Below are 14,355 nucleotides of genomic sequence, written 5' to 3'. Positions count from 1 at the left end.
TCACTCGTCTCTTTGCGGGCGCTTCTAGAGAAGGTGAGGTGTTTTGACCAGAGTGGTGTGAAAGTGCCGGGGCCCCTCGATCCATCGGACAGCTCCTCCAGCGGGCCGGGGAAGCGCGGGCTGCGTGGGGTGACCGGGGCGGAAGAGGTTCTTCCGGCGGTGGTTTACAGCCGCCCCGCCAGCCGCGAAATCCGGCGGGCGGCTTCTGCCATGGTGGCTTCGTCGACGGTGAGGGCGACGCGGAGGTGGCCTGCGCCGCGCGCGCCAAAACTCTCGCCCGGCATCGTCACCACGTCTTCCTCGTCGAGCAGGCGGCGGGCGAAGGCCTCGCCGGACAATCCGGTGCCGCGCACATCAAGCATGAGGAACATGCCGCCTTCGGGCAGGTGGGTCGTGACGCCCTTGGCCTGCTTCACGCCTTCCATCAGCACGCGGGCGCGGGCGAGGTAGGCTTTCTTCATGGCATCGGTTTCATCGAAATGCGTGTCGAGCGCAAAGGCCGTGGCATCCTCGAGGAAGGGCTGCGACCCGAAGAGTTGCGTTTCCGTGACGGGCAGGAGGTGATTGCAGAACTCCGCCGAGCCCGCCACCCAGCCGCAGCGGAAGCCGGGCAGGGCATGGGATTTCGAGATCGAGGATACGACGATGGTGCGTTCCTCCAGGTCCTTGTCGAAGAAGGGCGAGTGGAAGACATGATTGCCGTGGATCATCGAGGCATAGACTTCGTCGGAGACCAGCCACAGGTCATGCTTGCGCGCGATTTCGCCGATGGCGCGGTTCTCCGCCGCCGTGAACACGGCCCCCGTCGGGTTCGACGGCGAGTTGAGCAGGATTGCCTTGGTCCTTGATGTTATGGCTTTTTCGATGGCGGCGATGTCGGGATGGAAGCCGCGGTCGGGGTCCAGCGGCACGGGCACGGGCACGCCGCCCGGGGCCGTCACCACCGCTTCATAGGTGGCGTAGTAGGGATCGAGCAGCAGCACCTCATCGCCTGGTTCAATGATGGCGGTGAAGGTGCAGGCGAGTGCCGCCTGGGTGCCCGGCAAGAAAAGGAACTGGTCGGCGTTGATGGGACGGCCCGTCTGCCGGGTGTAGTAGCGGGCGAGAGCCTCGCGCACGGAAAGGTCGCCGCGCCCTGCCGAGTAGCGCAGGCGCCCTGCGCGCATCTGGCGGTCGGCCACGTCGATGATTGCGGTGGGTGGCGGCAGGTCGGGTTCGCCGATGGACAGGAAGATGAGTTTGTCACCCTTGGCGGCGCGCATGCGCCCGGCAATGTGAATGGCCCATTTGGCCGAGCCCAGGTGTTCCAGGCGGGAGACAGTCGAGGAATAACGCATGATGAGAGGCGGGATACACGTTCCGCCAGAGGCACTCAACATCGGCGTGGCGCACCAGCGTTGCGCAAAATTCACGCGTCAAGGCGAAGGGCCAAGGTGGGTCGCCTGAAGCGGGCCATGACGGATCAACATTTGCCCCGGCAGAAGCGGCGCTATTCCGGCACGCGTTCCTTCGCCATGCGGTTCATGGTGACGTAGTCGGTCTTGCCGGAGCCCAGGATGGGCAAGGCGTCAACCGGAAAGATGTTCTTGGGAATCATCAGGTCCGACAGGCCGAGGCGCTTCAGGCCGGTGGCCATCTCCTTGCGGTCGGGTGCTTTCAGGGTTGTGAACATGACCAACTGCTCGCCCTTCTTCTTGTCCGGCACGGCGACAACGGCGTGGGCGTCGTCGGGATAGAGTTCCATGAGCTTGGTTTCGATGGCGTTGAGCGACACCATTTCGCCCGCGATCTTGCAGAAGCGCTTGGCGCGGCCAAGGATGGTGATGAAGCGGCGTTCATCCACGGCAACGATGTCGCCGGTGTCATACCAGCCATCGGGCGGCGGCTCCAGCACGCCGGGATTGTCAGCGCGCAGATAGCCCAGCATGATGTTGGGGCCCTTCACGTGCAGACGGCCGCCACCTTCGATGCCGGGCACTTCTTCAAGGCGGTAGTCCATGCCATCCAGAAGGCGGCCCACGGAACCGGCGCGGTAGTGCATGGGCGTGTTCACGGAAACAACGGGCGCACATTCTGTCGCGCCGTAGCCTTCGAGAATGCGGAGGCCAAAGCGGTTCATCCAGATTTCGCGTGTCTCGGGCTTCAGGCGTTCGGCGCCCGCCACGACGAGGCGCATCCTGTAGAAGTCGTAAGGATGGGCGTTCTTGGCGTAGCCGGAGAGGAATGTATCGGTGCCGAAGATCACCGTGGCGCCGGTGTCGTAGCACATTTCCGGAATGATCTTGTAGTGCAGTGGCGAGGGATAGAGGAAGCTGAAGATGCCGGAGAGCAGCGGCAGCATCAGCCCACCCGTCAACCCGAAGGCATGGAACACGGGGAGTGCGTTGAACACCAGGTCTTCCGGCGTGAAGGCAATGCGCGCTGCGGCCTGCAGGCGGTTCGCATTGATGTTGCGGTGGGAGAGGACCACGCCCTTGGGCACGCCCTCCGAGCCAGAGGTGAAGAGCACCACCGCCGGGCTTCCCGGATCGAAGGAAGCGCCCATGCGCTTCAAGGCGCGGGGTGCAAAGGATTTCTGCAGGAGGCCGCGCAGCTTGTCGAGGCTGCCCACCTGTTCGCGGATGTCCTCGAGGTAGACGATCTTGCAGCGTTCGGAGAGCACCTTGAGGTCGCTCTCCATCTCGCCCGCCTCGATGAACTTGCGCGAGGTGATGATGGTGCGCACTTCCGCCGCCATGCAGGCTGCGGCCATGTTCACGGCGCCGGTGGAAAAGTTCAACATGGCGGGCACGCGGCCGGAGGCCTGCAGGCCAAACAGGGTGACGGCGGTGGCGGTGGCGTTGGGCAGGAGTACGCCCACCATCTTTTCGCCAGGCGTTGCCGCGGCGATCTTGCGACCGAGGATGAAGCTGCCGAGGATCAGTCTGTCGTAGGTGACGGGCTTGCGCTGGATGTCCTCGAGGATCTTCGTGTGTCCGCCAAAGAGATTGCGGGCATCGAGCAGCGATTGCCACAGCGTCTCGTTGATGGGCGCGGTCTTGAACTGCGAGTCCGTCATGACATCGTAAAGATGCTCGGCCTGGTATTCGCGCAAGGCGGCGCCACGCAAGCCTTCCGGCGCCTTCCACGTGATCGGCGGCATGAAGGTGATGGTGATCTTGGGGAACCACACGGTCGGCAGCTTGCCGGCGAGACGCGAGAAGGGCGTGAGATGGGCGCCGTCGATCCGGACGGGGACAAGGTGCCCGCGGGCCATCTGGGCAACGGCGGCGGGTCCTTCGTAGACCTTCATCAATCCGCCCGTGACGGTGATGCGGCCCTCCGGGAAGATCACCACGCGGCGGCCCTTCTTCAGCATGTCGACGAGGCCGCGGAGCGCCAGCGGATTGGCGGGATCGATGGGGCAGAGATCGAACAGGCCGAAGGCGGGCTTCACCCACCAGCGCTTGGCCATCTGGGTGTTGATGGCAAAACCGGCGCGTTCCGGCAGGAAGGCGGAGAGCAGCGGACCGTCGAGGAACGATGTGTGGTTGGCGACGATGAGTGAGCGGCGTCCACGCGCCGTGACGTTCTCGATGCCGCGCACTTCCACGCGGTAGAGCACGCGGAAGATGCTGCGCACCAGTCCGGCCAGCGCTTCATGGGGCAGGATGCGGATGACGTAGATCGCCGCGACGAGGTTGGCGAGGCCGAGGGTGAGGAAAAGGCCGCGCGCCGTCAGCCCATAAGCCAGCAGCGCGCCCGAGAGCACGGTGGCGATGATCATGAAGATCGCGTTCACGATGTTGTTGGCGCCGATGATGCGGGCGCGGAGATAGTAGGGTGTGCGGGCCTGCATGGTGGCGAAGAGGGGCACCACATAGAGACCCGAGAGGAAGGCGATGGCCGCGAGATCGAAGAGGACGCGCCAGGACTGCCAATGGGTGAGCATGGCGGCGAGACCCATCACCTTGTCACCGGAGGCAGTTGTTTCCGTCGCCACAGAGCCATCGGCGATGGCCGCCGAAAGCACGCCTTGTGCGCTGCCTGCGGCGAAATAGAGTTCGATCATGAAGACGCTCATCAGCACGGCGGCCAGCGGCACGAAGCGGCCGCTGATCTTGCCGCCCAGGAGGCGGTTGCAGAACACAGAGCCCGCGGCAATGCCGATCGAGAACAATGCGAAGATGAGCGAGGCGGCGGTTTCGCTGCCCTTCAGGCTGTCGAAGGTGAAGAGCGGAATCTGCGTGACGAAAACAACGCCCAGGAACCAGAACCAGGAAACGCCCAGGATGGCATTGAACACGTCGGGTTTGCGCATCGACATGCGGACGACGTTCCACGTCTCGCCGAAGATGTTCCAGTTCAGCTTCAAGTCTGCCTGGGCGGCAGGTGCCCTGGGAATCTGCAGGCAGGTGAAATAGGAGACGATGCCGATCCCCACCATGACGGCGGCGACCCACATGTGGCCGCCTTCCGTGTTGATGACGATGGAGCCGAAAATCGTGCCGAGGAGAATGGCGATGAAGGTTGCCATCTCCACCATGCCGTTGCCGCCAAGGAGTTCGTCCTTGGTCAGGTGCTGGGGAAGAATGCCGTATTTGATGGGACCGAAGAAGGCCGCCTGGCAGCCCGCGAGAAAGACGCAGAACTGCTGCAGGTGGACGATGCCCGAAAACAGCGAGTAGGCCGAGAGCGCCACGATGAAGATCTCGGCAAAGCGGATGCGGCGGGCGACGCGGGACTTGTCGAACTTGTCGGCCAGTTGCCCGGCAAAGGCGGAGAAGAGAAAGAACGGAACAATGAACAGTGCGGCAGAAATGGTGTTGAGCACCCCGCCCTGGTCCTTGCCCAGCGTGGTGAGGAAGAGGATCGACAACGCATAGCGGAAGACGTTGTCGTTGAAGGCGCTCATCGCCTGGGTGACGAAGAGCGGCAGAAAGCGCCTGGTCTTCAAGAGTGCAAACTGGCTGTGGGCCGCCATCAAATCCTCCGGTCGTGTCGCGTCTGGCCTCTTCCGGGCCTTGGCCTGCCGGAATCCCATGGGGTCATGGCGCGGTCAAGCGTTCAAACTGTGAAGGATGAAGCGCAGGCTTTCAACATGGTTTCCGGTGACGTGGCGGGCACCTGCGGCGGCTAGCTGGTTGCGGCGCGCCGCGTCACGTGAAAAGCCGATGAAGTGGACGCCGTTCCGAAGGCCTGCCTCCACATCATTGAGATTGTCACCGATGTAGACAATGCGGCTTGGAGGAAGACCCGAGGCGCGAATGGCGCGGGCGAGGATGTCGTGCTTGTGGCCGCCGCCATCGGCGCCGTGGGCCAGCGTTGCCACGGCGTCCCAGAGGCCCGAAGCCACGAGGCGGAGGCGCGCGGCCTCCCGGAAGTTGGCGGTGGCAATGCCCAGCACCGCCCTGCCGGAGATCTCCGCGAGCAGCTCTTTCGCGCCCGGAATGACTTCGCTCTTCAGGCGGCCATCGCCGAGGCGCGCCGCAAGGGCTTCATGGTAGGCCGCGACAAGACCGGACTTCTCCGCAGGCGGGATGGACCAGCGTTCCATGATCTCGTCCACGATGTCGTCGTCGTTGCGGATGCGGTAGCTGTTCCAGCTCCGCGACAAGGTGGAGGGATCACCCCAGGGCGCGAAGGCGGCAAAGAAGATGTCTTCCTCGTTGGGCGTGAGTTCAAGAAGGACGCCATCCACATCGAAGATGACGGCGCAACGCTCTGGCATCATGGATTGACCATGCGCGGCGTCATCTCGATGAGCGTGGGGCCATCGGCGGTGAGTGCGGCTGCAATGGCGCGTGACAGTGCCGCCAGCGACTCCGGGCGTTCGGCGCGGGCGCCATAGGCCTTTGCCAGTGCCACGAAATCCGGATTGTGGAGCGTGACGGCGTTGGGCTGGATGCCGGCCGCGGCCATGCCGTCCCTGATCTGGGCCAAGGCTTCATTGTTCCAGAGCAGGATGGGCAAGGGCTGTCCCAGTTCGACGGCGGTGCCCAGTTCATTGCCGGTGTACTGGAAACCGTAGTCGCCCATCAACGCGGCGACGGGCTTGCTGCCGACGGCGACTTTCGCGCCGATGGCGGCGGGGAGTGCAAAGCCCAGCGTGCCGAAGCTCACGGGATGAAGCCAGGTTCGCGGCTGCGAGACGGGGAAGACTTCGTTCGCCGCATAGGCGATCTGGGTCATGTCGGTGGCGATGACCGTCTCGGCAGGCAGGCTGTCGCGAATGACGGAGAGCACGCGGGTGAGCATGGCGCGGAGCGGCGTGACATCATCCGTGGACGGAGCATTCAACCGGGGCGCTGCCGTGCTGCCTGCGAGGCCTGCCGCAATGGCCGCAAGGGCGGGCGCTGCATCCGCAAGGATCGCGAGGCGCGCACTGTGCGGGCGGGCGAGCGAGGCGGGATCAATGTCGATGCGGATGAGGTTGTCGAGAAGGCAATTGCTGTTCCAGAAATCTGTTTCCGAGAGTTCCGTGCCAGCGGCCAGCACACAGTCAGAGGCTTGCAGCAGGGCCTGCACCCGGGGATCGCCCATGCAGTACCCCCAGCACAGGGGATGCTCTGCCGGCACGGCACCCTTGCCAGCCGTCGTCGTGACGATGGGTGCACCCAGCGCCTCGGCGATGGCGCGTGCTGAAGCGCCTCCCTCCAGGGCCCCGCCGCCCAGCACGATCATCGGCGACTTCGCCGCTTTCAGGAGGCTGATGGCGAAGGCCACGTCAGCGGCGCTGTGCCGGGGTCTCGCCGGTGCAACGCGGGCCTTCCAGCCCGGCCCTGCCGGCATGGAGAGGAGATCAAGCGGGATTTCGAGATAGGCTGGCCGCGGCCTTGCAGAAGCGAAGGTGGCAAAGGCGCGGGCCACGCCATCCTGCATGTCCTTTGGTGTGTAGGCGCGCACCGCTGTTGCCGTCACGGCGGCGGCCGCGTTGAACTGGCTGATCATCTCGTGCAGGCGGCCGCGCCCTTGCGCTGAATCGGCGATGTCGAGAGCCGACGAGATGACAAGCACGTTGGAGCTGTCGGACCAGGCCTGCCCCAGGGGGGTGAGGATGTTGGTCAACCCCGGTCCCGTGATGGTGAAGCAGACGCCGGGCTTTCCGCTGGCGCGGGCATAGCCATCGGCCATGAAGCCGGCGCCCTGCTCGTGCCGGGTGAGGATATGGCGGATCTTCGAGCGCGGCAGGGCGCGGTACATCTCGATGTTGTGGACGCCGGGAATGCCGAAGATCGTGTCCACGCCATAGTTTTCCAGCAGCGTGACGAGGGCCTCGCCAGCAGAAAGTTCAGGTCTTGTGCTCATGCGTGTAACCGTTCGGGTGAGATGTGAGAGAGTTCGAGACCATGTCCGATCACGGACACGGGCAGAGGCGTTTCGAGGATGAGGGCCGCTGCCGTTTCCGCCAACGCCGGCGAGGATTGAATGCCGTAGCCCCCCTGGCCCACGAGCCAGAAGAAGCCTTCGCTGCCGGGGGCGAAGCCCACGACCGGGTTGCCGTCGCGCACGAAGCTGCGCAACCCGCCCCAGCGGTGTTCCAGCCTTTCCACGGTCAATGTCGTTGCCTCCATCATGCGCTCCACGCCAAGGGCGATTGCCATGTCGTCGGCATAGGCATCATGCGGGTCAACGGGCGTCGCATCGGCGGAGGAGACAATCAGCTTGCCGCTCTGCGGCTTGCAGTACCAGGTCTCGCCCACATCCGTGACCAGCGGCCAGTCGGCGGCACCGGGATGATCGTCCACGGGAACGACGCCAATCGAACGCCGCTTGGGCTGGAGGCCCACCGGCCTGACGCCGCCCAGCTTGGCGATGGTATCGCCCCAGGCGCCCGCGGCATTGACCACGACCGGGGCTGCAAAAATGCCATGGGCCGTCGCCACCTGCCATTGCCAGTCACGGCGCAGCAGTCCCTTCACTTCGTGCGATGTGAAGACGTCGCCGCCGCGCTCACGGAACTGGCGCAGGAAACCCCGATGGATGAGGTCCACGTCGAGATCTCCCGTGTTGGGATCAAGGAAGACCCGCCGCGCATAGCCTTCGCGCAAGACCGGAAAGACCTCGCGGGCGGCGCGTTCGGAAATCTCGCCCAATTCGCTCGCCTTGGCGAGCAGGTTGTCGGCAGCGTCCTCCTGCCCCTCGGCCACGAGAAACAGCGACTCGCGCGGCGTCAGCAACGGGGCATCGGTGAAACCCTGCGGCGGCGCGTTGAAGAACGACTCGCTGGCGCGGGTGAAGGCCAGCATGGGCGGTGGGCCGTAGTTGGGCTCGAAGCTCGCAGCAGACCGCCCGGTGCTGTGGAAGCCCGCGCGCTCCTCCATCTCGAGGATGCAGACACGTTTGGTGCGGGCGAGATGCGCCGCCACCGATGCGCCTGCGATGCCCGCACCGATCACGATGATGTCGTAGGATTTCATGAGCCGAACCTATCGCATGGTTTGCTTCCTTGTCACGCACTGGCAGTTGCCAAGATGCACAGGCCTGATAGCGTGGCGGGAACAGGAGATTTCGCATGCCCAGCCATGATTTCAACCAGCCCGTCTCGGGGCTCGTCACGCCGCGCTTCGGCGGCATCGCCACCTTCTTCCGCCTGCCGCACGTCGCGCCTGCGGATGCGGCGAACATTGACATTGGCATCGTGGGCATTCCCTGGGATGGCGGCACCACCAACCGGCCCGGCCCGCGACACGCGCCCCGCCAGATGCGCGACCAGTCGTCCATGGTGCGGCGCATGCACCAGACCAGCCGGGTCGTTCCCTACGATCTCGCCAATGTCGCCGACCTCGGGGATTGCTCGGTCAATCCGGCCAGTGTTGACGACACACTGAAGCGGGTCGAGGGCCATTTCGCGGCGCTGGTGGCGAAAGGCATCCGTCCCTTGTCGGCGGGCGGCGATCACCTGTGCTCGCTGCCGGTGCTGCGTGCGCTCGGCAAGAAAAAGCCGCTGGGGATGATCCATTTCGATGCGCACACCGATCTCTATGACGGCTATTTCGGTGGCTTCAAATATACCCACGGCACACCCTTCCGCCGTGCCATCGAGGAAGGCCTGCTCGATCCCAAGCGCGTGATCCAGATCGGCCTGCGCGGCTCCATGTATGACAATGACGACTTCGAGTGGGGCGAAAAGATGGGCGTGCGGCTGATGCGCATCGAGGAAGCGATGGATCTGGGGCCCGCGACGGTGATGGAGATCGCGCGCAAGGTGGCCGGGGACGGCGAGACCTATGTGAGTTTCGACATCGACATGCTCGATCCCGTCTACGCGCCCGGCACGGGAACGCCGGAGATCGGCGGCTTCACCACGTTCCAGGCCCAGCAAATGCTGCGCGGGCTGAAGGGCGTCAACATCGTGGGTGCGGATGTGGTGGAAGTTTCGCCGCCCTTCGATCCGTCGGGCCTCACGGCCTATGCGGGCACGGTCATGATGTTCGAGATTCTCTGCCACATGGCGGAGTGCGTGGCGGCATCGCGCGTCAGGTGACGTTGGCTGCGGATTTCGCCTGCTGCTCCGCCACCTTCTTGCGCGGCACGCCAGCCTTGTCGGCGATGTCATAGATCAGCTGCTCTTCCTTGGCATGGAGTTCGTAGTCGCACAGCGCCACGTCCCACAGCATGCCGATCAGGGCGCAGCGGTCTTCGATGCCGAGGAGGTCAGCAAGACGCGACGCGGCGAGGCCGATTGCGGCATTCTCACCCAGTCCCGATTGCGCCAGCAGCACCACGCTGTCGAGCGTCTTGCCATGGGTTTGCACGCGAGCCTTGAGCAGCGCTTGCAGCTTTTCCAGTTCGCAGGGCTTGATCTTGCCATCGACGGGCACCACCGAGGCGATGACCACCGCGAGGATGAACTTGCGCTGTTCCGGCACGAGGCGGGAAAAGCCGGACGGTTCCTTGAGGAGCGCGACAATATCTTGCAGACGCGCGGCTGCAGTCGACAGGCCGTCGTGGCCCTCGAGGCGGTCAGTCATGATCGGTTCCAGAATCCCGGTTGAGGCCCGCGCCTACACGAACACGGTGAATTTTCAAGGGCAACTGGCACCATGATTTTCCAAATTTGGTTGGTTTCGCGAGCGGGCTGCACCGAACGGCTTGCGGGCGCGGGCGAAGCGCTTCATGGAGCAGCCCATGAGCAGTGTTTCTCAAAGCCCCGATGCCGGCATGAGCGGAGCGGCCATGTGGCCGCGGCCGGGCCTCATCCTGCTCCTTGTGGCGGGGGCAGCCTCGGGGCTGGCGCTGCCACCCACGGGCTTGTGGTGGCTGCTGTTTGCCACGGTCCCCCTCCTGTTGCTGCGGTTGGAGAGCCTGCCGCACGGCGCACTTCGCTCCGCCTTCATCAGTGGGCTGAGTTTCGGCTTCGGTTACTTCATCGTGGCTTTCCACTGGATCGGCTATGCCTTCTTCGTCAATGCGGCCGACCTCTGGATGATGCCTTTTGCGGTGGGTGGCCTCGCGCTGTTCATGGCGTGTTACTGGGGAATCGCCGCCGCCTGCGCCGCCCTCGTGCCGCAACATCTCGTGCCGCGCTGGCTGTCCGCGATCTTGCTCCTCTCTGTTGCGGAATGGTTGCGTGGACATCTGCTCACGGGATTCCCCTGGTCGGTGCCGGGGCTTGCCTCGGACGGCATGGGTGCTGTCGATCAACTCGCCAGCATCGTTGGCATGAACGGCCTGACGCTGCTGGTGCTCGTGTGGTCCGCCGCGCCCGCACTTCTTTTCGTCACGTGGCAGCGCCACCGCCGCATCGCATGGCCAGCGGTCGCCTTGGTTCTCACGCTGCCGCTGGCGCAAGCGTGGGGGATGTGGAGGCTGGCGGCCCATCCTCCGGCCTTCGAGGGTCAAGCGGTGGTGCGCCTCGTGCAGCCCAACATCGCGCAGGATGACAAATGGCGCAGCGACAACAGCGAGGCCATCTTCTCCACGCTGGTGACACTGTCGCAGGAGGGCGCACAGGCGGCTGGAGTCAGCCACGTGGTCTGGCCGGAGTCGTCGGTTCCGTTCCTGCTGGATGAAGACGAGGAGGCGCTGCACCGGATCGGCGCCATGCTGAAGCCCGGGCGCACGCTGGTGGCCGGTGCCATCCGCCGCGGTCCGGCGGGCGAGGGGGAGCCTCCCTATTTCACCAGCATCCTCGCCATCAACGAGGCAGGCGAGGTGACAGGCACATACGACAAGTGGCGGCTCGTGCCAGGCGGCGAGTTCCTGCCCTTCGAAGGTCTTCTCTCGCGCATCGGCTTTCGCAAGGTGGTGTCGCTGCCAGAGAGTTTCACCGCCGGCAAAGGCCCGTCAAATGTGCAATTGCCCGGGATCGGTCCGGCCGGCGCTCTCATCTGCTACGAAGTGATTTTTCCAGATGCACTTGTTGCACAGGTGCGACCGCGCCTTTTGGTTAACGTCACCAATGATGGCTGGTTTGGATTGTCGACTGGTCCCCATCAGCATCTTGCACAAGCCCGCCTGCGCAGCATCGAGCAGGGGCTGCCGCTGTTTCGTGCGGCAAATACGGGCATTTCCGCCGTCATTGATCCCCTCGGACGAATCCTCGCCCAGACACAACTCAACACGCGCACCACGATTGACAGTCGTGTGCCGCAGTCGCTGGATGCAACCTTTTATGCGCGCAACGGTGGCCTGATGCTTGCTCTGCTCATAGCTGCCGCAGGATTTTTACTCCGTGGTATGATGATCACTCGCGCCGCGTGAAAAATCCGCATCGTTGCGGAACCTCACATGGTGTTATTTCGTTCAGGTTGAACATTTCTGATTGTTCGGGGTTATGAGATGGCTTATGTGAATACCTATAGTTGACCAAATCACTTGCCTTTGCTGGGAATTGCACAGTGCTTGGTTGCAGACGTCATTCAGACTGGGGGCAAGGGTCTGAGAGAAATGGCAAGACGCGATCCAAATTACATTGACGTGCATGTGGGCTCACGAATCCGCATGCGTCGGCAACTGATCAACATGAGCCAGGAACGGCTCGGTGAATTGCTGGGCATCACGTTCCAGCAGATCCAGAAGTATGAGAAGGGGGCTAACCGCATCAGCGCCAGCCGTCTTTTCTATGCCGCCAAGACCCTTGGGGTGCCGATCAACTTCTTCTTTGAAGGACTGCCCGGCCTTGAAGCCGACGGCGGCATGAAGGAAGGCGGTCAGCCGGATGAATTCATGACCTCGCTGATGACCGCCGAAGGCATCCAGCTTGCGAAAGCCTTCCGTGATGCCAACAGCCCGCAGAAGCGCAAGCTGATCGCGGCCCTGGCGCGCCAGGTGGCGGACTCGAAGGAGCCGGCCGTCTAGTCAGGCGGGCGAACACTTCAGCCGATCCATTGACGAGAATATGCGAAAGGCGGCTGTACCCACAGGGTGCGGCCGCCTTCGCACTTGACCCCATCCTGCAGGGCTGTCATTAACGGCGCCGGAACACATAAAGATATCTTTATGTTGCGTTGGGAAGGGGTCTTTGATGGCGCGCAAGAACTTCGTTTTCACCAGTGAGGCAGTCTCGGAAGGTCATCCCGACAAGGTGTGTGACCGCATTTCCGACGAGGTCGTGGATCTTTTTTTCCGCGAGGCGCTGGCACAGGGCATGGATCCGTGGTCGGTACGCGTGGCCTGCGAAACACTTGCCACCACCAACCGCGTGGTGATCGCCGGCGAATACCGCGGGCCCTCGTCAGTGACCAAGGAAAAGATCGCGGAAACGGCGCGGCAGGCGATCAAGGACATCGGCTACGAGCAGGACGGTTTCCACTGGGACACTGCCAAGATTGAAATCCTGCTGCATGGCCAGTCGGCTGACATCGCCGTTGGCGTCGATGCCGCCGCCCACAAGGATGAAGGCGCCGGCGACCAGGGCATCATGTTCGGCTATGCCTGCGATGAAACGCCGGACCTCTTGCCCGCACCCCTTTATTATTCCCAGCGCATCCTTCAGCTTCTGGCGGACGCGCGCCACAAGGGCGAGAAGCGCCTTGGCCCCGACTCCAAGAGCCAGGTTTCCGTCCAGTACAAGAACGGCAAGCCCGTGGCGGCGACACAGATCGTCGTCTCGCACCAGCACCTCGATGAGTCCATGACGTCGAAGGACGTTCTCGCGCTCGTGAAGCCCTATGTGAAGAAGGCGCTTCCCAAGGGCTGGATCACCAAGGACACGGTGTGGCACGTCAATCCCACCGGCAAGTTCTACATCGGCGGACCCGATGGTGACTGCGGTCTCACGGGCCGCAAGATCATCGTTGACACCTATGGCGGTGCCGCTCCCCATGGCGGCGGTGCTTTCTCGGGCAAGGACCCGACGAAGGTGGACCGTTCGGCGGCCTATGCGGCACGCTACCTCGCCAAGAACATCGTGGCGGCCAAGCTCGCCTCGCGCTGCACGATCCAGCTCTCCTATGCGATCGGCGTATCGCAGCCCCTGTCGGTCTATGTGGACACCCACGGCACGGGCAAGGTGAAGGAAGAGAAGCTGGAGAAGGCCATCCGCAAGGTGATGGATCTTTCACCGCGCGGCATCCGCACCCACCTCGATCTCAACCGCCCCATCTACGCGCGCACCTCGGCCTATGGCCACTTCGGACGCAAGCCGGAAAAGGACGGCGGCTTCTCCTGGGAGCGTACCGACCTCGTGAAGGCGCTCAAAGCGGCGGTGAAGTGACGACTGGACTGCCCCGCTTTCAATTCTACGGCCGGCGCAAGGGGAAACCTTTGCGCCGTCGCCATTCCGACCTCATGGAAAGTCTTCTTCCGCAGGTGGCGCTGGACATCGCCGATCCGCTTGCAAATTCGGCCGCGCCGCGCTGGCTGGAGATCGGTTTCGGTGGCGGCGAACATCTGGCGCACCAGGCCCAACTCCATCCCGGCGTGGCGCTGACCGGGGCGGAAGCCTTCCTCAACGGTGTCGCAAAGCTGCTGGCCGAAATCGAGGAGCGCGGACTGCGCAATGTCCGTGTTCACTATGGTGATGCGCGCGCCCTGCTTGAAGCGCTGCCGGACCAATCCATGGAGCGGATCTATCTGCTCTATCCCGATCCATGGCCCAAGGAGCGGCAGAAGAAGCGCCGCTTCGTCTCGCCCGCGGCACTCGGCCATTTCCACCGGGTGCTCACGGATGACGGGCTGTTCCTGTTTGCCAGCGACATTCCCGATTATGTGAACTGGACACGCGACCATGTGGCCGCGCATGGCGGGTTTGCGGAGGAGGGCGATCCGTCGCAGCCCTTCGCGGACTGGACCCGCACCCGCTATGAAACCAAGGCCATCCGGGAGGGGCGAGCGCCCGCCTACCTCACTTTCCGAAAACGGTGAATCGCGGCAAAAACGCACTATCGCAAGCGGGGCCGTGCTGTCATATGGCTGTCATTCAACCGTCAC

Annotated in this window: 11 protein-coding genes; 5 read left to right on the top strand and 6 right to left on the bottom strand. The window is 63.7% G+C overall.

Translation table 11 applies throughout. The features are described from left to right. Window positions 1-164: 164 nt before the first annotated feature. From IPM06_04945 to IPM06_04925, 5 genes are all read right to left on the bottom strand, one after another. Window positions 165-1,337 carry a pyridoxal phosphate-dependent aminotransferase gene (locus IPM06_04945; GenBank protein MBK8769759.1) on the bottom strand — a complete coding sequence of 391 codons (1,173 nt, stop codon included), beginning with the start codon at window positions 1,335-1,337 and terminating at the stop codon, window positions 165-167. Between the two features lie 152 nt (window positions 1,338-1,489). Further along, window positions 1,490-4,963 (bottom strand): acyl-[ACP]--phospholipid O-acyltransferase, encoded by a 3,474-nt coding sequence (locus tag IPM06_04940; GenBank protein ID MBK8769758.1) that lies wholly within the window; start codon window positions 4,961-4,963, stop codon window positions 1,490-1,492. 75 nt (window positions 4,964-5,038) lie between these two features. Beyond that, window positions 5,039-5,713, bottom strand: coding sequence for an HAD family hydrolase (locus IPM06_04935; protein MBK8769757.1), 675 nt, complete (start codon window positions 5,711-5,713; stop codon window positions 5,039-5,041). Then, the gene (locus IPM06_04930) at window positions 5,710-7,287 is read right to left on the bottom strand and encodes a 5-guanidino-2-oxopentanoate decarboxylase (GenBank protein MBK8769756.1); all 1,578 of its coding nucleotides are present in this window, start codon (window positions 7,285-7,287) and stop codon (window positions 5,710-5,712) included. Before IPM06_04930 ends, IPM06_04935 begins: the two co-directional genes overlap by 4 nt. Then, window positions 7,284-8,399, bottom strand: a complete 1,116-nt coding sequence (locus IPM06_04925) for an FAD-binding oxidoreductase (protein ID MBK8769755.1) — start codon at window positions 8,397-8,399, stop codon at window positions 7,284-7,286. Before IPM06_04925 ends, IPM06_04930 begins: the two co-directional genes overlap by 4 nt. A gap of 95 nt (window positions 8,400-8,494) precedes the next feature. On the opposite strand from IPM06_04925, the gene speB reads away from it, so the two are divergent. Continuing rightward, a complete protein-coding gene (speB, locus tag IPM06_04920) occupies window positions 8,495-9,466 on the top strand; it encodes an agmatinase (GenBank protein MBK8769754.1) in 972 nt (323 codons plus the stop codon). On the opposite strand, the gene IPM06_04915 is transcribed toward speB, so the two are convergent. Further along, the gene (locus tag IPM06_04915; protein ID MBK8769753.1) at window positions 9,459-9,953 is read right to left on the bottom strand and encodes a TerB family tellurite resistance protein; all 495 of its coding nucleotides are present in this window, start codon (window positions 9,951-9,953) and stop codon (window positions 9,459-9,461) included. The genes speB and IPM06_04915 overlap by 8 nt on opposite strands. A gap of 157 nt (window positions 9,954-10,110) precedes the next feature. Between IPM06_04915 and lnt the strand changes: the two genes are divergently transcribed. From lnt to trmB, 4 genes are all read left to right on the top strand, one after another. Continuing rightward, a complete protein-coding gene (lnt, locus tag IPM06_04910) occupies window positions 10,111-11,685 on the top strand; it encodes an apolipoprotein N-acyltransferase (protein ID MBK8769752.1) in 1,575 nt (524 codons plus the stop codon). A 186-nt stretch (window positions 11,686-11,871) separates the two neighbouring features. Next, window positions 11,872-12,282, top strand: a complete 411-nt coding sequence (locus IPM06_04905; protein ID MBK8769751.1) for a helix-turn-helix transcriptional regulator — start codon at window positions 11,872-11,874, stop codon at window positions 12,280-12,282. Between the two features lie 166 nt (window positions 12,283-12,448). Then, window positions 12,449-13,639, top strand: coding sequence for a methionine adenosyltransferase (locus tag IPM06_04900; GenBank protein ID MBK8769750.1), 1,191 nt, complete (start codon window positions 12,449-12,451; stop codon window positions 13,637-13,639). Continuing rightward, a complete protein-coding gene (gene trmB, locus IPM06_04895) occupies window positions 13,636-14,289 on the top strand; it encodes a tRNA (guanosine(46)-N7)-methyltransferase TrmB (protein MBK8769749.1) in 654 nt (217 codons plus the stop codon). Before IPM06_04900 ends, trmB begins: the two co-directional genes overlap by 4 nt. Window positions 14,290-14,355 lie beyond the last annotated feature (66 nt).

Source organism: Hyphomicrobiales bacterium, assembly GCA_016710435.1.
GTDB lineage: Bacteria > Pseudomonadota > Alphaproteobacteria > Rhizobiales > Aestuariivirgaceae > Aestuariivirga.
Note: the sequence above shows the minus strand (reverse complement) of the source record. Positions and strands in the feature narration are given on the sequence as shown.